The organism is Lachnoclostridium sp. An181 (genome assembly GCF_002160325.1).
Lineage (GTDB): Bacteria > Bacillota > Clostridia > Lachnospirales > Lachnospiraceae > An181.
Genome location: NZ_NFKJ01000026.1, coordinates 1 through 23,818, shown reverse-complemented (window position 1 = coordinate 23,818; position 23,818 = coordinate 1). Strand labels below are relative to the sequence as shown.

The following is a 23,818-nucleotide window of genomic DNA, read 5'->3' as shown; positions in this document are numbered from 1 at the left end:
GAAAGACTAACTATTAAAAGTCAAGTCTAAAATGGAGATTTTGTGAATGAATTGCGGTAACGCATTTCAGATATAGTTGTACCTTGAAAATCGCATGACAAACAGAGCATCGTATATCGGTGCTCAAATATAAGGATGATTGAATAGAAAAAGTTACGCTGCTTTTCTGTAAGGCATGCCGGATTTTTCCATTGTGTAGATCAACCGTACAAGTTTCTTTGTGGCGTGTGTAATGGCAACGTTGTAGTGCTTTCCTTCAGAAATCTTCTTCTGAAGATATGCACCGAATGCTTCATCCCAGTGACAGACATACTTGGCGGCATTGATCAGAGCAAAACGCAGATAGCGTGAGCCCCGCTTTTCCATATGGGAATAAGAGGATTCCAACTGCCCGGATTGATAGGTGGATGGGGAAACGCCAGCGTACGCCAGGATCTTATCCGGTGAATCAAAGCGGGAAAAGTCCCCGATCTCAGCAAGGATCATCGCGCCCATGCGATAACTGATCCCGGGAATGGTAAGGATCGGAGAAGAAATCTGATCCATGATCCGTTTAATCTCGGATTCAATTTCAGAGATCTCGGAATCCAGTTCTCCGATCAGTTTAAGAGTATGCCTCAATTCCATGGATTTGGCAGGCATGTTTGAGCCAATGGAGACTCTGGCAGCCTCTCGTATTTCAACTGCTTTCTCCCGGCTGTAACGGCCTTTCGAGGCGTTTTCCAACAGTTTCGTCAGGTGCGTCAGATGGCAGGAAGCAATCTTTCCGGCAGAGGGAAGCTCGGAAAGCAGGGCGTAGACGGAAGCAATATGAAGCGTGGGAACAAGTTTTTCCAATTCCGGAAAGAGAATGGTAACAAGCCTGGAGACAGACTGTTTGAGCTGAGCGCGTTCCTGAACCTTATCAAAACGGTAACGAGTGAGTGACTTTAACTCCTCGTTGTGGTAAGATGTGTCTGAGTAGGACTTCAAGTTCACATCAGACATGAGCATCATAGCAATGGTTCGGGCATCAACCTTATCCGTTTTCGTCTTTCTAAGGCTGAGACTTTTTCTGTAAAGATTTGTGTGGAGCGGATTGATGACGAAGGTGGGGAGACCTTTGTCAATGAGATAACCGAGCAGGTTGTAAGAGTAGTGTCCGGTGGCTTCCAGTCCTACTTTTATATTGGACACATCTGTAGAAATGGAATGGATCTTGGCAAAAAGATCGTCAAAACCATCCCGGTTATTCTGAATAGTAAAAACCTGAAAGAGGACTTCACCATCTGAGTTAGTGATAAAACAGTCATGTTTATCCTTAGCGACATCAATTCCAACGTAGATCATAAGAAAACTCCTTAGTAATAGATTTAGATACTGCTTGGGACCACAGGGCTCTCTGCGCTTGTAACCTCGTTCTAAATCAACCGTCATGCGGTATCTAACTGATTAACAACTATACAAAGAGACTGTGGTTGGAGCCTTTCTGTAACCATCAAGTGGTAGGAGAAAAAAACCAATCCACAGTATCTCTAAACAGTATAGCATACAGACCTTGGAGAGGGTCTATAAATACTACTACTATATAATACGAGGAGGAAAGAAAAATATAGGGCGCGTATCTGCGCCAATATAGACACAGTATAAATGAGGAAATGATCTCTCGGAATCCTGAGTGATCACAGCCAGCAGACGCTGGCGTTGAACTTTGAAAAGTAAATATTATCTAAAAAGTAAAAAATAGAGTGAAAATAGACATGCTGAAATAGACATAGCTGTCGCTATATCTGAAAAAATGCGATATAATAATCAAGGATCATGCTACTTCCAAAATCAACTTACGTAATGGAGATTCGAAAGGCAGATCCCATGCATCAAGATGTTGCAGCATCATGATGTGATAGAGGCGGCAGTACCACATCTTAGTAGAGCGGTGTCTGCCGCTTTCTAATTGAAAGTCTATTTTCTCACGTTTATTGGAACGTTCTGCCGAAGTCCGGGCATTGAATTCCTTTTTCCATTCTTTCGTGTCACGGGGCGGGAAGTTAATCAGTCTTGGGTTATCTTTCATAGCCAGATGGACTGTCCTGCCATACTTGGAATCCGAACAGGGATGTGTGCAGGAACAGCCGTATTTCCGGCTGGCCAGAGGACAGCGGAATTTCAGCCTCCCCTTGGAAGGCTCCGAACCGTCATGACGCATTTTCCTTCCCGCTTTACAGACGGGAACGCCGTCTTCACCGATGGTGAAATCAATTTTATATTTTACTTTAATGCCCCGCTTTATATTCAGGTCGATAAAGGGCTGGATGTGGTTCTTGCGGCAGTAAATGTAATAGGGCATCGCGTCATGGGCAGAATCCAGGAGCCATTTGCTGACATGAAGATCAGGAAGGAAAGCTTTCATTCGGAACCAGGTTTCCAGAAAGCCAAGGGAGTCATGTTTTGAGGCAGGATTCAACAGAGGAAAAACAGGGAGGTCACTTTCTGAGTTCGCGGCGACAAGCATATATAAGTCGTAGCCGAAATAAAAGCATTCTCTGGAAGAATCCCATCCAATATCGCAGTCGGGCTGGGAAAAGAAACGGTCACAGGAACAATCCGAGATCCCTTTTTCCGAACAGTCACAGGCAGGATGCTTTCGTTCCCTTGCGGAAGTGACAACAGGTGTTCCATCACCAGCGAGGGAAAGATCAGAAGGATCTATCAGTCCTTTGGTTATGGACTGACTCAGAAATTCCCGATGATAGATCTTAAACAGGGAAGAATAAGGCTGATCATCTAACACAAAAGAAGCTGCTTCCAACTGCCCCAGTAACTGATCAACGGAAACCTTTTCGACAGATTCTGCCTTCGCCCCTTTCTGAGCAGGCTTTTTAATCCTTTTCTCTTTTGCAGGGCGCAGATGGGAAGAGAGATTAGAGTCTTCAGAATCCCACAGGCGGCTGAGGAAGTCATAAAAGGTACCGACGCCGGGAGTATCACCGAATTCAAAACCGCTGAGGATCGCATAAAGCGGATTGATCTTCAACTGAGCAGCCCAGTCAGTCAGAGAATGGATCTTGAAATGAATAGACAGCAGATAAGAGCGCTGCATACAGGAAGGGGTTCTGGGCTTAGGACCAAAGACAGAGTATTTCGAACGCAGAAGATCATCCGTATAAGAAAGATCAAGATTCCAGAAACGTTCGATGATATCCCAGGTAGCCGGTGAAAAGGCATCAGGATTGGGATAATATTTACGAAGATTTGTAGCAACAAAGTTTTGATAGGCGGCATGACCGCCAGGATTAACAGGTAACAAAAAATCGCCTCCAGTCGAAAGAAATAAGATATATTCAATCGGCTGCGCCGCAAATTTTGGGCGATTTGTCAAGTGTTTTTGACAAAAAAAGTGGGGGATTTTAATAAAAAAGGAATCCAAACCCTTTATAAATCAAGGGATTAAGATTCCGAGAGATTATGGAAAAGATAGGAGGAGAGAAGTGTGAGAAAAAGACTCAGAACAAAGATGATGAGTGTGTTTTTGACAGCAGTCATGACCGTAAGTATGTTTCCAGTACAGACGCTGGCGCAAGATCCAGAACCTACCACGTACGCGGATGAGGACGGATGGGTGCTCCAAAGACAGAGTGATGATGCAAATGTAGAACTTCAGGATGGATGGATTGTACCGGATGAAGATGGAAACGGAGTCACTATTGATTATGGAAAAATCGTAGAAGATACTGGAAATGAAGGCTGGGTTGTTTTTGACAGCGATGCGCCAAAGTATAAAAACAGCTCTCTAGAATACGATATCACATTTTCAGAATCTACACAGGGAGATTGGATTGCAGTTGCACCTGCAACACGTGTTGCAGATGGAAAGAACTACGAAGGTTTTGCGATTACAAATGGTACAGGGTTGGAGCGTACAGGACGTAAAGATGGTTCGGAATCTTATGCAGGTGTTGATAATCTGGCTGGTGTAAGATTTGAGTATGACAAAACTTATCATCTCAGAATGGAAACTGTGGACAACAATATTACAGTCTATGTGACTGTAGATGGGGAAGAACAGCAACTGACTTCTTTTGAAAGTCCGATTGGACTGGAAGAAAGTACATATGGTTTCCGTATATGGAGAGGTGGAAAGAAGATCACGCTGGACAATATTCGGCGTAAAGAGATCGTGACTTCCGGACTTGACAGAGAAATTGAACAGATTGACAAAGATGTATGGGGAACAGAAGATGTATCTGTTCCGATCCGTTTTGGAGACGGTGATGCTGTGCAGTCTGTTTGCAATGGTGATAAAGAACTGGTAGAAGGTACAGATTATGTAATTGAAAATGGGGCATTTGTGCTGAAAAAGGAATATATTGCAGCACAGACAAATAATTTCCGGCTTCAGTTCCAGTTTGAAAAAGGCAGCACAGCAGTACTATGGATTATGAAATATGATCCGGAACATGCACAGGAATATATATGGACTCCTGATCAGGGAATTGACATGTGGAAGAGCCTGGAAGGTAACGGAAAATTCGCACTGCAGGAGGACGGCATGAGAGTGACAGGACGAAATGTTCTTGTTAATGAGTTGGCTCCCATGGCAATGAACGGAGAAATCGAGGTTACCTTTGAATTTCTTCATGATAACTGGCAAAGAGATCAGGCAAATCACGGAATCGGCTGTGTATTTCGCGCAGATCAGTCCGATAGTTCCTGGCAGGCACTTGCAATTGACGGTTATGTCAGCAGCACGCCGATTTGGAGATTTAAAAACAGCAGCGGATCATCTGCGGATTTTGCACTGGACGGAGATGTCGTCATGTCTCGCGACGGGGTAAAAGATTTCAAGATTAAACAGCGCTTTGAAAATGACTCAATCACATTGTGGATGGACGATCAGGTAGTCCATACACAGGGAATCGGTCAGGCTACAGCAGTTCCTGGAAATATGGGATTTCTTTTAAATGGTGATCTCGGAGATGTTCTTGTGAAAAAAGTAGTATTCCGTGAACTGAATCCTCTGCAGGAAGAGTCCGGAAAGCGCCAGACTGTTTCCATTGCAAAAGATGGATTGAGCGTAGAATTGGATCAGGATTTCCCGCGAGTAAAGGATTATGAACTCAATGGAAAGACCATGAACGGATCAGAACTTCGCTATAATTATGTAACGATCAACTCTGTCAATATTCCTGCAACAGCAGAAATCACACAACAGAGTGAAGATAAGTTGGTTTACCATGTGACTCCGGATCCGGAGACAACAGGAGTTACCTTTGATGTGACATTCCAGGTGTTGGAAAAACATATTGTTGAGATGAAAATTGTCAATATTGAAGAGCCGAAAGGGGAACAGGTCAACTCCATCGGTCTTCCAAAACAACCGCTAATTTCTGCAAACAGCACCCAGGCAGGAGCAAAACTGGATGCAAGCTGGGTATACAAAGGACCTGGAAACTGGGGCATTCAGGATATCCATGAGACAATTGCGGATAAGAATATCTCCACAACAGCTCCGTTTGGAGTAGCAATCCCTATCATCACAACAGATGAGCTGTCTGCATCTATGTTCAATAATGTATATCTGGACGGTGACGAATTTGTATATTCTGCATTCAATCTGCCGGACAGAGAAGTGAGTGCAGGATTCTGGAATAACGAGTTTATGTACCGAGGTCTGGATGGAGAAAAAATTCTTCCTTTTGCATCTGAACCGGAAGAGGAAGATATGTATTGCCGTATCATGATTACAGAAGATACAAACGGTGATGACCAGATGAATTGGCAGGACGGAGCCAATGCGCTGAAAAAACTGACATCTGGTGTAATCCCTGGAGGAAATGAGGCAGCACGCCGTTTCTTCCATGTGGGATACAACTTTGCAAGTGGGGTACAGCAGCCGTTCCTGAAGGTTGCAGACAATATGAAACGTCTGAGCAACTACATGGATGGATTTGGACAGAACCTGGTATTCAAAGGATATGCAAACGAAGGTCATGACTCCGGACATGCAGATTATGAAGATATCAACCATCGTGCAGGAGATGCAAAAGATATGAATGTTGCCATCGCAGAGGCAGATAAGATTAATTCTGATTTTGGTATTCATATCAATCATCAGGAAGCTTATCCGGAAGCAAAGATGTTCAATGATCATAATATGTCAGGCGTGGATGGATGGGCATGGATGGACCAGTCCAAATATATCCGTCGTGATGTAGACATGCTGGAGGGAACATTTGATGACCGTCTGAACAAATTATTTGAACAGACACCGGATCTTGATTTTGTATATGTAGACTGCTGGGAGAGTGACCGCTGGCAGGAACTCAAACTGGTTGGAAATATGCTGAGAAATGGAGCTGAAATGTTTGCCACAGAGAATGCACCAGACTTACAGCGTTTTGGTGTATGGGTTCACAGCACAGGAGGAACCAGTTCTAATAGTATTCATCAGTTTGTATACAACACACAAAAAGACATTTATCCGTCAAGCTCCATTTACTGGGGGGGATATTCACGTGCAGCATCTATGATGTCATGGCAGCACAATAACAATATCAATACCATGGTAGAACAGTTCTACACGAATCAGCTGCCACAAAAATACTTGATGTGTCATGATGTTTTAAAACAGACAAATGATTCTGCAACCTTTGAAGGAAATGTAACTTCCGGAAATTGGGTCATCACAAAAGACGGAAACAAAATCACAGATGGTCAGGGAAAGATTTTTATCCCTTGGTATGATGAAGACAGCGAGACAAAGAATCCGGATGAGTCTGCAAAGATTTACCACTGGAACAGCAACGGCGGCAAGACTACGTGGACGCTTCCGAGTAGCTGGTCTAATTTAAGCAGTGTATATCTCTATGAGACAACACAGACAGGAAAGAAACTTGCGGATACCATTGACGTTGTGGATGGACAGGTGACTATCAATGCAGATGCAAAAACTCCATATGTGGTTTATCCAGGAGAGGCAAAAGCAGATGAAACAGAGTGGAGTGTTGGTAGTCAGCTGAAAGACACTGGATTTAACAGCCGTGATTTCTCCATCTGGCAGAAAGACGGAGGTGCAGATATCCAGTATAATGACGATGGAAACGGCGTATCCATTCTTACAATCAGAGGTACAGAGGCAGGACAGGTAAGCCAGACAATGGAAGGCCTGCAAGGCGGAAAGAAATACCGAGTTGTAGTAGAGGCAGGGGCAGAGAATGGAAAGACAGCGCGCCTGACAGTAGTTACTCCGGACGGAGAGACGCATGGAAATTATGTGGATCAGGTGTTTATGTCAAATCAGTATTTTGACAATTACGCAAAAGGTAAGATGGTACAGAGAATGTGGGTAGACTTTGTACAGCCGAAAGGCGAGACAACTGCAAAGGTCACACTTTCAGGTGATGCATGCGAATCTGCGGATGGCGTTGCAACCTTTATGGAAACAAGGATTGTGGAAACACAAGAACCGGATCTTCCGGAAGGATATGTGGCAAATGAGACGTTTGAATATGTAGAACAGGGCGCATACGGTATCTTCAATCCGGAGCGTTCGGCAGATGGTGTTCCGCATCTCTCAGAAACACATCTTCCATATACAAACGACACGATTTCTGGAGACTGGTCACTGAAATTATACGGTCATTACGGACAGGGAGATGTGACAGTCCGTACAAGCCCGGCAACCATGAGACTGGAACCGAACCGTGAGTATCAGATGGAATTTGATACACTAGGAGGCGGAAAAGTATATGTACAGTCTGAATCTGACGGCTCTAATCAGGTTTTAAATAAAGGTTTCTCAGCTGGACACAGTAAATTTACATTTGCAACAGGTGATAAGGCCGACTATATTGTGCGAATTGAGAAAGGCAGCGTTCTGGATAACTTTACAGTAAAAGATGTCGGAGAAGTAGTAAAAATCTTAACCAAGTTTCCTACAAAAGCAGAATCCATCACAGAATTGATGGAAGGTCTGCCAGATACACTTCAAGTGGAGTACCAGGGGCAAGTAAGTGAAACACCGGTTGTATGGGATGAGTGTACAGAGGATGAGAACTTTGCAGGTTACTATACAGTGACCGGAAAACTTCCGGAATTTGACAATAAGGAAATCAGCTTTGTTGTTGCAATCAATGTGGTCAAAGTAGAAGCTGAAGATTATACAGCAGAGAACGGTACAAAGTTTGAGGATGATCCTCCTACCTATGTGGCATATATTGACACCGGAGACTGGATGGAATACAAGATTGTCATTCCAAAAGCAGGAAATTATGCATTGAACTATGTGATTGGTGCAAATGGCAGCGCTCAGATTGCAGGAGTTGAGTTTGTGGTAAACGGAGAATCTCAGGGAACAACTCCTCTGCAGGGCACAGGCGGGTGGCAGATCTGGAAAAATTTTGACGGCGGTACAGTGACATTTGCAGAGGCAGGAGAATATACTGTACGTTTGAATGTTGTAGAAGGCGGATGGAATATCGACAGATTTGATCTGACCTTGCAGGCTCCTGCTGCAGACAAAGAATTACTGTCTGATTTGATTGATTATGCAAAGAGTTGTCAGGAAGACGATTCCTATGAATATCTGGTCCCAATCGTAAAAGAAGCTTTTGAGACAGCGCTGGAAGACGCAATTGCAGTCTATAAGGATGCAGATGCTACGCAGAAAGAAGTTGACGCAGCATATGACAGACTTCTTGAGATGACGCATTATCTGGATTTCACAGGAAACAAAAAAGAATTACAGGCATTGTACAATGAAGTATCCCAGATGGATCTAAGCGGATATACAGAAGAATCCAGACAGGCACTGCAGGATGCAATGGATGAGGCGAAAGCTGTTCTGGATGATGAAAACGCATTGCAGGATGATATTGATACAGCAAAAGATGCACTGCAGAAAGCAGTAGATGGGCTTGTATCAGCAGAAGAATTATCCACAGTAGTTCTCGAATATACAATTAATCTTGCAAAGACAGCAGATACCACTGGTGTGATCGATACAGTAAAAGTAAACTTTGAAAAAGCGCTTGCAGATGCAGAAAAACTCTTTGCAGATGTTCAGGCAGGAGAAACAGGTATTACACAGCGCATGATTGATGAAAGCTGGCATAATCTGATCAAAGCCATGCAGTATCTCTCCTTCAAACAGGGCGACAAGACAGATCTTGAGAAAGTCATTGCAATGGCAAAAGAGCTGGATCTTGGCTTGTATCTGGATGAAGGCCAGAACGCATTTACAGATGCACTGGCAGCAGCAGAGGCTGTGCTTGTAGATGGAGATGCTATGCAGCATGAAGTAGAGCAGGCATGGAAAAATCTTCTGGAAACCATGAGTGACCTTCGTCTAAAACCGGATAAAGATGCTTTAAAGAATCTCATTGATGAGGCAAAAGGTCTCGATACAGAAGGTGCGAATGAAGAGAGCGTAACAGTGTTCAGAAATGCACTGGCAGCAGCAGTTGCAGTATATGACAACGAACAGGCAATAGAAGAGGAAGTTGCAAAAGCAACAGCAGATCTTCAGACAGCAGTTGATAATATGCAGGCATCCAAAGGGGAAACAGAAGATCAGACTGAGCATGTACAAAATGGAAATAGCGATACAAATGGTGGAAACGGCCCAAATGATAATGCAGATACAGATAAAACAGCAGAAAATACAGAGAATGTGAAATCAGCAAAAACAGGAGATGAGGCGGATGCAGTTATACTCATGATGCTGATGGGTTGTGCAGGAGTATTTGCAGTTATTTCCTTTAAAAGGAAAAAAGTGAGATAAGTAAATGAACATGAAGTTACCGGGTTTTGTAACAAAGCCCGGAAACTTCAAAAAACTGTGGGAATGAAAGGAGGAGCGTGAATGAGAAAAAAAGTGGTATCAATTGTTCTGACGGCTGCTATGCTTGCCACAAGTGTCCATCTGGCAGCATTTGCCATGCCATCCAATGAAGTGGAAGAGTGGACCGGAATGCCGGAAGTGTTTGAGGTAAACAGAGAACCTGCAAAAGCAGACTCTGTGGCATACCAGGATCTGGAAAGTGCATTGACAAAGGACAAGAATCAGTCATGCTATTATCAGTTGCTGAATGGAACATGGAAGTTTAAATGGGTATCCAGACCCGCAGAGCGTGACAATGCTTTCTTTGCAAAAGAGTATGATGTGAGCAGCTGGGATGATATCGAAGTTCCGAGAAACTGGCAGACTGTCCGGAAAGAAGACGGACGCACATTTAAGTATGACAAACCAATCTATGTAAACAATATATATCCGTGGACAGGAACAGTGGGAAACGGAAATCCGGGAGGAACGGCAACCATAGAAGGGTTTGCTCCGACGCAGTTCAATCCGGTGGGACATTACAGGAGAGACTTTGAAGTTCCAGAAGACTGGGATGGACGTGAAGTATTCGTTTCCTTCCAGGGGGTGGAATCTGCTTTTTATCTGTATGTAAACGGACATGAAGTAGGATATTCAGAAGATAGTTATACACCGTCTGATTTTAATATCACAGATTACCTTATTCCGGGCGGGACCAATACCATAGCGCTGCAGGTATTTCGCTGGTCTGACGGAAGTTATCTAGAAGACCAGGATATGATCCGTCTTTCTGGTATTTTCCGGGATGTCTACCTGTACTCCAAGGACAAGGTAGAATTGTTTGATTACAAGATTGAGACAGACCTGGATGAAAATTACGAAGATGCGACTTTGGATGTTAATGTGGATGTGAGAAATCTGGATCTGGAAGATCCGGGGAAATATACGGTAGAGGCCCAGTTGTATGATGCGGAGCAACAGAAGGTGCTGGAGAGCCCCCTTGTAACAGAAATCGATTTTGCCGGCGAAAATGTGAAAACTGATAAAATGGACTGCGAAGTGGTGTCGGGCTCCATGAGTGCAACAGTGGAAGATCCGCTGAAATGGTCCGCAGAAAAACCGAACCTGTACACAACTGTACTGACATTAAAAGATGAAAACGGTGAAGTTGTGGAGATGACAAGTGCAAGAACTGGTTTCCGTGAACTGGAATTCGCATCCAGTGGTGCATTTATGGTAAACGGCAAACAGGTGAAATTAAGAGGCGTCAACAGGCACGAGACATCACCAGAATATGGGCGTACCGTATCCTATGATTTGATGAAAAAAGATATTGAGCTCATGAAACAGTACAATATCAATACGGTAAGAACGTCTCATTATCCAAACTGCAATGAATGGTATGATCTGTGTGATGAATATGGAATTTATGTTGTGGATGAGGCGAATATGGAATCCCAGGGTCTAGACAGCGTTTTACCGTCGAACAACGACACCTGGAGACCTGCCTGTGTAGACCGTGTGGTAAATATGGTGGAGCGGGATAAAAATCATCCTTCTATTATTTTCTGGTCCATGGCAAATGAATCCGGAAGCGGCGATGTATTTACTTCTATGGTAAACGCAGCAAAGGCAATTGATGACACCAGATTTACTCATTATGAAAAAGACGACTCCAGAATGGATATGGATTCTGTCATGTATCCGTCAGTCAGCGCAGTGGAAAGCCGCGGAAAGAGTGGAAACACAAGACCGTTTTTCGTATGTGAGTACGGTCATGCAATGGGAAACTCTTTCGGAAACTTAAAAGAATTCTGGGAAGTATTCAATAAATATGATAACCTGATGGGTGGATGTATCTGGGACTGGGTTGACCAGACAATATATACACCGATACCGGATGGAGAGGGCATGTACCCTGCATTCGGCGGAGACTGGGGTGATGATCCGAATAATAACAACTTCTGTGTAAACGGTATCATCAATGCGGACAGAACGGTCAAAGCAGTCACTTCTGAAGTGAAAAAAGCATACCAGGCAGTGTTGTTTGACGAAGTGGATCTTATGAAAGGTCAGATTGAGATTAGAAATACCAACATCGACACCAATGTAAATGAATACAATTTGAACTGGGAATTAAAAGAAAATGATACTGTGATAGCAAGTGGTACACTAACAGATGAAGAAGCAGATATTGCACCTCTTGAGAAAAAAACGGTGACTCTGCCTTATGAAATTCCTGAGACAAAGCCGGGGGCAGAGTATTGGGTGAACGTCACAACAACATTGAAAAACGACAGCAAATATGCACAAAAAGGACATGTTGTAGACGAAGAACAGTTTACGGTTACATTTGGAGAAAAAGAACCGGAAAAATATGACAAGGCAGATATGCCGGAATTTGAATCAGTAGAAGAAACGGATACGGAAATCAAGGTTGCAGGTGAAAACTTTAATCTTGCTATTGATAAAACAACCGGAAGAATTTCTTCTTATGAGGCAGATGGGAAAACATTGCTTGAAAAAGGTCCAAAAGGTAATTACTGGCGTGCAAGAATCGACAATGATTTAAATGTGGATGACAGATGGAAAACTGTCTCTCAATGGGATTATGAGCCTCGGATTTACAATCTGGAATGTGTCCAGGGTGAAAAAGCAATGATTGTGAAAGTGGAGTACATCTTTGAAGGTGCAGCGAATTCTAGAAGTACAGTTTCCTACACCATTTATCCATCTGGAGATGTAGTGGTGAAGAATAGCATGGATGTTGGAAACGGAATGAATCAGCTGGCAAGATACGGAATGAGAATGGAACTGCCTGCAGAGTACAGCAATGTTCAGTATTATGGCAGAGGACCTCAGGAATCCTACTGGGATAGAAAATATGCAGCTGACATTGGCGTGTATAAGAATACAGTAGAGGGAATGTATCAGCCATATATCAAGTCTCAAGACTGCGGAAACCGGACAGATACCAGATGGGTGACTTTGACAAATGACGAGGGAACCGGTCTGATGGTTTCCAAAGTGGGAGAGGTGCCGTTTGAGTTTAGCGCATTGAATTATACACAGGAAGATATTTCTTCTGTGTTGCATCCATATGAAGTACAGAAATCAGAAAACATCACTCTGACTGTGGATTTTCATCAGATGGGGCTTGGGATTGGTCTCGGACCTGATAAACTGCCGGAATATACCTTATATGGATCTGGACGTTCCTATACACAGACCTTCCGTCTGACTCCAATCACAGCAGGATATCCGGTTATGGAAGAAAGTCAGAAAGAACTGTATGCACAAGAAGAGAAAATTCCTGGCACCATAGAGGCGGAAGACTATTTTGCAATGTCTGGAATCGAGACAGAGGAGTGCTTTGATGAAGGCGCAGGACTAAATGTCACAGCAATTGACAAAAATGACAGCCTGGACTACAGAGTAAATGTCTCTGACACAGGTATGTATAAACTGAAATACCGCACCATGGCAGATGAGGGAGTTACTGCAGACTTTGATGTGATGGTAGATGGAAAATTAAATAATTATGCAGAATTTGAATCCCAAGGAAACGAATGGCAGGATTATGAGCAAATGGTATCCCTGACAAAAGGGTCTCACGTGATTCGAGTGGTCGCAAGATCCGGAGGATGGAAGTTAAACCGCATGGAATTTACATACGCAGGTCAGGAAGTGCCTTGCCGTATTGAGGCGGAAGATTATCTTCAGAAAGATGGAACTGTAAGAGAAGACGGACCTGGACTTGGATATATCGGTGAAGGAGACTGGATGGAATACACGGTTTCCGTTCCAAAAGCAGGAAAATATTATATTTATTATGGCGTTGCCTCAACCAGTGACAGTGCAGGTGTGGAATTTCTGGCAAACGGAGAGAGTCTTGCGAGGACCACATTCCCAAATACAGGAGGCTGGCAAAATTGGGATACTTTTGTGCAGTCAGTAGAATTTTCGGAGGCAGGACAGTACACGATTCGACTGAATGCGCTTTCAGACGGTTGGAATATCGATTATTTTGAAATTACAGATACGAATCTGAAGGCTGTGATCGAGGGAGAAAACTATGTAAATGAAAGCGGAACGCAGGTTCAGGATTCGTGGCTGGCATATATTGATGACGGCGACTGGATGGAATACGATATCACGATCGAAAAACCTGGAACCTATCAGGTGGCATACAATGTAGGTGTCAATAAAGGCGTGGGAAAAGTCGGATTTGAAGTTAACGGGGAAACTTTGGCAACAACAGAACTTCCGGCTACAGGTGGCTGGCAGGATTGGCAGACTTACACAGATGTTGTAGAGTTCGCAGAAACAGGAGAGTATACAATCCGACTGAATGCTGTTACGGGAGGCTGGAATTTGGATTATTTCAGTGTACGACCATACACAGCGCCTGCGGATAAGTCTGAACTTCAGGCGTGTTATGAACAGTATGTAGGAATGGAGCAGGGAAACTACACAGATGAGAGTTGGGCTAATTTTGAAGATGCGTTAGAAAATGCGCGTAATATACTGGTCGACAGCAAAGCACTGCAGGCAGATGCAGACGCAGCTGTAAAAGTATTAAAAAATGCAGTGGATGGACTGGCAGAAGAAGGTCAGATTGTAGATAAAACAGAGCTTCAGACAATGATTATGTATGCACAGGAACAGCAGAAACTTCCGCAATACCAGTATGTAGTGCCTGTTGCAAAAGAGGTGTTTGAGAAAGCATTAGCAGATGCAATTGCAGTCAATGACAATGAGCAGGCGACACAGGGTCAGGTTGACCGTGCGTATAGCGAACTGGTTGATAAATTGCAGCTGCTCTCTATGACAGGAAACAGTGAAGAACTGAAAGCATTGGTAGAAACTGTAGATAAAATGGATCTTACAATCTATACAGATATAACAAGAAAAGCATTGGAAGATGCTCTGGCAGAGGCAAAAGAAGTGCTTGCAAATGAAAATTCACTTCAAAATATAATTGATGCTGCAAAAGATGCATTGGAAGATGCATTGGATGCTTTGGTTATGAAACCCGTGGATCAATCTAAACTGAAGAAACTTTCAGACAGTGCCGACAGATATACAGACAGACTGCATGATTTCACGGATACAACAGCTGGAAACTTTACAGCAGCACTGGAACATGCAAGAAAAATTCTGGAAAAAGAAGATCCAACTCAGAAGGAAACAGATGAGGCATATGTAAATCTGCGCAATGCAATTTTCGGTCTGAGAGAAGTTCCAAGTAAAGACAAACTGGAAAATCTGAAAAAGTAATCTGTTTTTATTTTAAGGTAGATTAAGTAAATTATTTTTTGACAGGAGAGTATTCTCAAGTGGGGGAATCTCTCTTGTCTTCTTAAATGTTCATGCCGTATCAGGCGAAATTTCCTAAAATAAATGACTATAAAATGAAAAGAATAAAATTTTTTGGGTATAATCAATGAAAATCATCAAATAACCCCATATCCTGTTGAACTCATTTATAAAAGAAAAACGCAAGTGGCAAAAATTCACAAAAAAGTTGTATTTATTGCGAAAAAATGGATGATATGATAAAAATAATTTTTGATACAATATAATTCATTGACCATCCAAACAGTTCCAAACTCCTGTTTCTTTGGTGTGATCGACACTACCGGATTCCCGGAAGATTCTTATTACTTCTATTCCAGTCAGTGGGGCGAAAATAAGACAACCCTTCACATTGTGCCGCAGAGCTGGAATGAGGAAGATCTGACAATCAGCAATGGAAATCCTTCCACCACAGAAATTTTCAGCAGCCAAGTGTTCTGACAAGTGAAAAAACAGCAAATATCGATGCGTTTTCCGGTAAAGCTCTTGTGATTGTGCGCAGCACAGACAAAGCAGGAGGATTTACAATGACGGCGATCTTTCCACAGCAGTATTGGAATACGCACTGGAACTTGCAGGAAAAGCATCCACAGACGGAGTGATCGATTCTGTTGTACAGCGTTTTGAAACCGCAAAATCTGCGGCACAGACAATTCTTGATGAAGTCAAAGCAGGCAACACATCCGTCACACAGGATCAGATTGACAATGCATGAGAGAGCTGGTTGAAGTGAGGCAGTATCTGTCCTTTAAACAGGGAGACAAGGAAGACCTTGAAAAGGTCATTGCTCTTACGGCAGAGATGGAAGGAAAGCTTGATTCCTACGTGGAGGAAGGCAAGAAGGAATTCACAGATGCACTGGCAGCCGCAAGAATTGTATATGATGACGGCGATGCAATGCAGGAGGAAGTGGATCAGTCCTGGATGGCTCTTCTTGAGGCAATGGTAAATCTTCGTTTGAAAGCAGACAAGAGGGCGCTGGAAACATTGGTGAACGATGCGCAGGGCATCGCACTTACAGACTACACAGATGAAAGTGCAGAAGTATTTAAGACAGCCCTTGCAAAAGCACAGAGCGTGCTGGTAGATGCAGTATTATCCGAGGATGATCAGGCGGTTGTAGACGATGCGGCAAAACAGCTGTCATCCGCAAAAGAAGGCCTGAAGGTAAAACAGGCATCCGCAGGAGATGTCACTGTAGATGATAAGGCGGATAAAAGTGGAAACAGTGCGGCAGATGACAGCAAGAGCAGTACACAGGCAAAGACAACCGCAAAATCTGTAAAAACAGGTGATATGGATGCCTATGGAACACTTATACTGTTGATGGCAGCAGGAGCCATGATTTCACTGTATGCGAGTGTGAAAAGAAGAGCAGAACAATAAAATCTAAACATTTTAGGAAAGAGCCAATCAGCGCGAAAAAAGAACGGGCGGGTTGGCTCTTTTAAAGTTTAATACAAATTTATATGAAAATACTAGAATTTTGACATATCAGTACATAAAAGTGAGTGTTATAATAAAATCGGTATGATATTCTGTAAAATCAGAAATATCTGCACGAGGAGGGGAGATGTAGGGAATTGCGGAAAGAAAGGAGGAAAAAACAGAAAGGAGAAGAAGTGTGAGAAAAAGAAAATTTGCTTTGGGACTGGCAGCAGCATTATTGCTCACCAGCATTCCATTTCCGGTAAAAGCCAAGGAAGAGCCGACGGCGCAGCCGGCAGAGAGTACCATGTACTCGCAGCCAGAAGAAGTCGCATTCAATGAATGGGATGTATACTGGGATGAAGATCAGGGCAAATGGGTGAACATGGATATTGTATCCGTAAACAGAGAACGTGCACGGACAACATTCATGCCGTATGACAGTATTTCTGCAGCTTTGGAGGGGGCAGAGCTTGGGAAAAGAGAGACAGCAGGTGGAGAGGAGTACCACCGCTCACTGAACGGAGACTGGAATTTTAAATTGACCATGAGCCCGGATGATGAAAATCTTCCGGATCCTGCAGCCGAAGATTTCGACTACAGTGACTGGGGAACCATGCAGGTGCCGAAAAACTGGCAGACAGCAGACTGGTCTGAGGAAACTGCAGACACAGAAGACTACCCGATCTATGTAAATGAAAACTATCCTTGGCGGTCTCCGGGAATGAACAATCTTTCCAAGGACATTATGAATCGTTATCAGAACAGATTCAGCGGAAATGTACTGCCGCGTACAGGAGATCGAACAACACTCTATTCCCCGCACAGCTATAATCCGGTCGGAACTTACGTACGCACATTCACCCTTCCGGAAAACTGGGACGGAAGAGAAGTATTTGTAAGGTTCAATGGAGTAGAGTCCTGTTATTATCTTTACATCAACGGACAGATTGTCGGATATAACCAGGACAGTTTTGATTCATCCGAATTTGACATCACCCCTTATCTTCAGGAAGGGGAAAATGAGATTGCCATGCGCGTATACCGCTGGTCAGGCGGAAGTTTCTTTGAGGCGCAGGATTTCATCCGTGTGAGCGGTATTTTCCGTGATGTTTCCCTGTATTCCACACCAAAAGTAAATATCAGGGACTTCAAGATCGAGACAAAGCTGGATGACAACAATGTAAATTCACTTTTAAAAGTCAGAGCCAACATCACAAATGAGGATGGAGGCACTGCAGAAGGCTACACACTCGAGAGCAGACTGTATGAATACGGCGCATCAGGAGAAGATGCTGCGGTTGTTGGAGAATTCCAGACAGTAGTCACAAGTGCAGACAATTATATGAGTGAAACGGACGCGGAAACAGGTACCTATCTGGAGGGCGACTATGTTTGTGAGACAGAGCAGCTGGTCATCAATCCTGCAAAATGGTCCGCAGATCATCCGAACCTTTATAAAGTAGTACTTGTATTAAGAAATCCACAAGGTGAGATTGTGGAGACTGTCAGCCATGCAGTTGGATTCAGGAATTTTTACATCAATGAAGAAGGACTTCTTTATATAAATGGAAATTATGTAAAACTTTTAGGAACCAACCGTCACGACACCAGTCCGGAAAGCGGACATTATGTGCCAAGAGATCTGATGGAACAGGATGTCATGTTGATGAAAGAACTGAACATGAATACCGTCCGTACCAGCCATTATCCGAATGATCCGTATTTTTATGATCTTTGTGATTATTACGGACTTTATGTTATGGATGAGGCAAATATGGAGACACATGGAGAACAGGGTATTATTCCGCAAAGTGATCCGCAGGCGACCATCAATGTTGTGGACCGTGTGGACCGTATGATCAACCGTGATAAGAACCATGCATCTGTCATCATGTATTCTTTTGGAAATGAGTCCAGCGGAGGAGATGCCTTTGGGGCAGCACAAAGCCATGCAAAAGCACTGGATCCTACAAGAGTGACTCATTACTGCGGAGACAACGAAAAAGTAGATGTGCAGTCAGCAATGTACAGTTCGGCAAGCAGCATTAAGAGCTATAATGGCAGCAAGCCACGGATCGAGTGTGAATATGCACATCAGATGGGGAATTCCGGCGGAGCAATGGATGAGTACAGAGATGCGTGGGAGAGCAACCGCAAAGTACAGGGAATGTACATATGGGATCTGGTAGATCAGGCATACTGGCAGACAGATGAGGATAGCGGAGAGCGGTATTTAAGTTATGGCGGAGCATGGGGGCCGGAAGGAACTCCAAAAGAACGTGCAGGAAACTTTTGCGCAAACGGAATCGTGACAGCAGAACGGACCATCAAACCTCAGGGGACAGAAGTAAAATACCAGTATCAGAAGATATGGTTTGAAGCAACTCCTGCAGAACTGGCCAAGGGAATTGTAACAGTAGAAAACCATTTTATGGATACCAACCTGTCTGCAGTCCAGGTAAACTGGAACATTACAGATGGACAAAATGTACTTGCAGAAGGACTGATTGATGATTTAAATGCAGCGCCGTGGGAAAGTACGAAAATCACAATCCCTATGGATGCAGTGCCTGAAGACATGGAAGAGGGAACAGAGTATTTCCTGAATTTTGAAGTGTCCTATAAGGACGGTCAAGAACAGCTGTGGCAGAAACACACAGGAAAAGAAGATCTTGTGATTGCATGGGAACAGCTGGAACTTGGCAAAGAAGAAGCAGCTGTCAGTGATTTGACTTCTTACGACAACATAAAAGTAAATGAAACAAAAGAAAATATTGAGCTGACAGCAAATGGCACAACAGTTACCATCAGCAAAGCAGCAGGAACAGAAGGCAGCGGAATGGGCGGATTCGTGACAGGATTTACGGCAAACGGAAAAGAGATGTTAAAATCCCCGCTTGTGCCAAGTTTCTACAGACCGCTTACAGACAATGATGCGTTTTCCACATGGGTATGGTCTTTGAGCGAGAGACAGGGCGCATATGACAGATGGTGTGGAAAACCAAAGAATACAGAGCTTACGGATATTTCTGTGGATACATCTGACAAGTATGCAAAAGTAACAGCATCTGTTCAGATCAAGACAGAACCGGTAAGTACACTTGTGCTGACCTATTTCTTCTATGCAAACGGAGAGCTGGAAGTCAACTATGAATGTGATGTAAATCAAAGTGATGACTATATACCGGAGATTGGTATGCTGGTTCAGCTTGATCCTGCATATGAAAACCTGAAATGGTATGGAAATTCCGGCGAGACGTATTGGGACAGAAAACAGGGTGCAACTGTAAAGGTAAATGAATCTACAGTAGAAGATCAGTATTTCAAGTATATCCGTCCACAGGAGACAGGTAACCATACAGATGTCAGATGGATGAGCCTGACAGATGAACAAGGTACCGGACTTCTTGTTATGTCCAAGAACTTTAATGAACTTCTGGAGGCAAATGCTCTTCATTACCTGCCTGAGGATATCACAGACCTGGACTCCAATACTTATCAGCATAACCTGAACCGCACAAACAATATTGTTCTGAGAATCCTGAAACACCAGAGCGGGCTTGGCGGAGATAATACATGGGGCGCGCAGCCGCATGCACAGTATAAGCTTACAACAGGAGTGCATGAGTACAGATTTTCCCTGAAAGCCATTGACTCAGATCCAATGCAGGAGACAAAACAGAAAGTATTCAATCCGGAAAGTCCGATGATTTCTGAGATTACGATCAACGGAAAGGCTCTGGAAGGATTTGATCCGGATGTGACAGAATACACAGAAACACTTTCCATCACAGATGAGATTCCAGTTGTGGATGCACAGGCGATCAATGGAGCAGTGATCGATGAAATCAGACAGATCACTGCAGATAATCTGGATGCAGTTGTCCGTGTACATAATGATTACGGCAGCAAAGAATATGTCATTCATTTTGAACTGCAGAATGCAAGAACATATTTAAGCGATCTGGAACCGCAATCTGTAGAAGTGGGTTACAAGGGCAATGGATGGCCTTCATACGGAAGAGACGAGACTGTAGACGGCAGCCACGATGTGCTTACTGTTTTGGAAAAATATGACGAAAACAACAATCCGGTATACAAAGAATATACCAAAGGTGTGGGCGCGCATGCATCTTCTGAGCTGGTATATGCAGTACCGGAAGGCTATGATCTCTTTAAAGCAGTGATTGGTATTGATTATGTCAGCACAGGAAGAAATATGGAAAATGATGCAAATGCCATTTTCCGTGTGTATGCAGATGACACCTTGCTGTACGAAAGTCCGGAAGTGACGATCAAAACCCCTGGTATTCCTCTGGAACTTGAGATTCCGGAAGGAATCAGCCAGTTAAGACTTGTGACAGATGCAAACGGTCACAATGGAAATGACCACACAGAGTGGTGCGATGCAAGACTGGAGCATTCCGAATTGGATACTACAATTTTGCAGAATCAGATTTCCAGAGCAGAAGAGATGATGGAACGCTTAAAGAAAGCGGAAGACAAAGAAGAATTAGAACAGCAGATTGAGACAGCAAAAGAGGCACTTGAGGACGCAACAGCAGAAGAAGTATTCAAAGCAGCATTAAACTTAAAAGCATGGCTGGATGAAAAAGAGGCAGCAGGACTTCCTGTGGATGGTCTTACCATCAATGGCGTAGAATACAGCCAATTTGCTGTCAATGATCATGAGTATGATTATGTACTTACAACAGAAGGTATCCCGGAAGTAAAAGTAGTGCCAAATGAAGGGGCAAGCGTTGTTTCTGAAAAACAGATCACTACACTTCCGGATTACGCAGAAGTCATTGTAGAAAATGAGACATTCCGCGACACGTACAGAATCAACTTTACCGCAGCAACACAGATGCAGCAGTATGTCAGTGATATGGAGACAGACTCTGTAACAGTAGGCTGGGGCGACATGGGAATTGATACGGGAATCCACGGAGATACCCTGACTATTCTGGAGAAAAATGATGCACAGGACCGCCAGATCTACAAAGAATACGAAAAAGGTGTCAGCGCACATGCAAACTCTGAATTGATTTATACAGTTCCGGAACACGCGCTGTATTTCAAAGCAGATCTTGGAATTGACCATGTCAGCATTGGAGAAGAGTATGTGGGAAGAAATCTGGCAAGTGCAACCTATGAAGTATATGCAGACGATCAGCTGATCTATGATTCCAGAGAAAGTCTTGGAGGAACTATCGGAGAACTGACAGAACTGGTTTCCATTTATCTTCCGATTCCTGTAGGCACAAAGCAGTTAAGACTTGTGACAACAGATGCAGGTGATGGAAATGCGGACGATCACACAGACTGGTGTGACGCACAGTTTGTTACTGAATTTTCTGATGAACCGTTGACCAAGATGCTGGATGCGGCAAGAGCAAGACTGGAAGAGCTTACAGAAGGCAGTGATGTGTACAATGAATTAAGCGCACAGATTGCTGAGGCAGAAGCACAAAGAGAAACAGAAGGATTCTCATTTGCACAGATGTATGACCAGCTGTTCCTCTTAAAAGCAGTAATGGAAAAAGAAGAGACAGAAGAGCCTGAGGGAAGTATCTCCACAGCAGTTCTGGAATACGCACTGGAACTTGTAGCTGGCGCTGACACAGAAGGCGTGATCTCATCTGTTCTCGACAGATTCAACGCAGCAGTGGAAAATGGCCAGAATATCTTGGACAGAGTGAATTCAGGCGATACCACAGTCACTCAGGCAATGGTGGATCAGAGCTGGAAAGATATTATCACCATGATGCAGTATTTATCCTTTAAGGCTGCGGACAAGACAGACCTGGAAAAAGTGATCAAAGCGGCAGAACAGATTAACACAGAAATGTATATCCCAGACAGCCTGGAAGGATTTGCAGATGCACTTGCAGTAGCAAATGAAGTATGTACAGATGAATTGGCATCTCAGGGTGAGGTGAACACTGCATGGCGAGATCTCCTGAAAGAGATGAGTGAATTAAGGCTCAAACCAAATAAAGACCTTCTGGAAACATTGATTCAGACAGCATCTGCGCTGGATAAAAGTGAATATGCTGCCGCAAGTTTTGATCTTATGAGAACAACACTTGCGGCAGCAGAGGCAGTATATGCAGATGATGCGGCAACTGAAGAACAGGTAGAGACAGCAGCAGTAGATCTTCAAAGTGCAATGGATTATTTGGTTGCAGAAGACTGCACAGCAAGTGACAGCGGCAATGCATCTGATACGGCAACTGTAACCATAAAATCTGCAAAAACAGGTGATACTGCAAATGCAGCAACAGCGTCAGTATGGGCGGTTATGGGACTTGTGGCAGCAGCAGGAGCGATGGTGAGAAAGAAAAGATAAATAACAAATTCTTTTGCCAGCTGTTGAAAAAACGGGACAAAATCCGAAACTTTGGATTTGTTCCCGTTTTTTTATTCTATAGGATTAAGGTGTCAAAACACATTTTAAAATAAATTTGATTTTGAGTTGTACCTTGTAAATTTAGTGCCCGGATTTTAAAGCCAAATGCAATCGGGTCTGTTTCTTACCATGTGTTGGTATTTTTTCTACTTTTTTTATCCGATGCTCTTTGGCGGCACCAATATTATTCTCCCTTCTATATTGTATCAAAGGTTATCACCCTTTTGACAACCTAATCTCTACAGGAAAGTCCTTTGGGCGCCCCCTATAGAATAAAAGCCCTCCGGGCAGGATTCACACGCTGCAATGAGGTATTTTACCGCTTTGTGGTATTGTGCGGTGCCCAAAGTGTCCAAGCTCCTGAGGACATAGGCGAGCTGAAGTGAGCTTGCCTACTTTGTTGTTACAATTTATTGAGAAGAGCGTTCTAAGGCGTTTTATATAAAATAATTTATTTTAAAAACAAAAAAATAAACAAATTATTAAAATAATCTTGAAAAAAATTGGTAATAATGGTATATATAGACTATAAAGTCTATAGAGCGGATTGTTACTGCAAGGCAGGCAAAACCAAATTTTACGAGTAGGAAAAAATTCCTGGTCGTAAGAGTTGGTTTTTTTTGTTTTTTTAGGATTTATGGGAGTAAAAAACGGGTACGAAGAGCGAGGATTTTACCGTGCTCTTTAACCATAAATATTTATCAGAAATAGAAAGCAATTTGGTAAATAGTCAAGAGTTATTTTAAAAAGATTTTCATACAAAAGGGTAACCTTAATAGACCTACGACGTATTTTTCAAAAAAGGCGTAAGTTAGGAA

Annotated in this window: 8 protein-coding genes; 6 read left to right on the top strand and 2 right to left on the bottom strand. The window is 43.3% G+C overall.

What is annotated here, in order from left to right; translation table 11 throughout:
* Positions 1–153: 153 nt before the first annotated feature.
* Positions 154–1,329, bottom strand: coding sequence for an IS110 family transposase (locus tag B5F18_RS11535; RefSeq protein ID WP_087157806.1), 1,176 nt, complete (start codon positions 1,327–1,329; stop codon positions 154–156).
* 469 nt (positions 1,330–1,798) lie between these two features.
* Positions 1,799–3,286, bottom strand: a complete 1,488-nt coding sequence (locus B5F18_RS11530; RefSeq protein ID WP_087157805.1) for a hypothetical protein — start codon at positions 3,284–3,286, stop codon at positions 1,799–1,801.
* 183 nt (positions 3,287–3,469) lie between these two features.
* On the opposite strand from B5F18_RS11530, the gene B5F18_RS11525 reads away from it, so the two are divergent.
* The 6 genes from B5F18_RS11525 (at position 3,470) to B5F18_RS11505 (ending at position 22,940) form a co-directional block, all read left to right on the top strand.
* Positions 3,470–9,760 (top strand): endo-alpha-N-acetylgalactosaminidase family protein, encoded by a 6,291-nt coding sequence (locus tag B5F18_RS11525; RefSeq protein ID WP_087157804.1) that lies wholly within the window; start codon positions 3,470–3,472, stop codon positions 9,758–9,760.
* 81 nt (positions 9,761–9,841) lie between these two features.
* Complete coding sequence (locus B5F18_RS11520; RefSeq protein ID WP_087157803.1) at positions 9,842–15,079, top strand: glycoside hydrolase family 2 TIM barrel-domain containing protein; 5,238 nt, start codon at positions 9,842–9,844, stop codon at positions 15,077–15,079.
* A gap of 291 nt (positions 15,080–15,370) precedes the next feature.
* Complete coding sequence (locus B5F18_RS11515) at positions 15,371–15,598, top strand: hypothetical protein (RefSeq protein ID WP_087157802.1); 228 nt, start codon at positions 15,371–15,373, stop codon at positions 15,596–15,598.
* Positions 15,599–15,710: 112 nt separating this feature from the next.
* Positions 15,711–15,872 carry a hypothetical protein gene (locus tag B5F18_RS12530; RefSeq protein WP_162607591.1) on the top strand — a complete coding sequence of 54 codons (162 nt, stop codon included), beginning with the start codon at positions 15,711–15,713 and terminating at the stop codon, positions 15,870–15,872.
* Entirely contained in the window at positions 15,869–16,543 is a 675-nt protein-coding gene (locus tag B5F18_RS11510) for an FIVAR domain-containing protein (RefSeq protein WP_087157801.1), read from the top strand. Before B5F18_RS12530 ends, B5F18_RS11510 begins: the two co-directional genes overlap by 4 nt.
* A 238-nt stretch (positions 16,544–16,781) precedes the next feature.
* On the top strand, positions 16,782–22,940 hold the full coding sequence (locus B5F18_RS11505) for a glycoside hydrolase family 2 TIM barrel-domain containing protein (RefSeq protein ID WP_087157800.1): 6,159 nt from the start codon (positions 16,782–16,784) through the stop codon (positions 22,938–22,940).
* Positions 22,941–23,818: the final 878 nt, after the last annotated feature.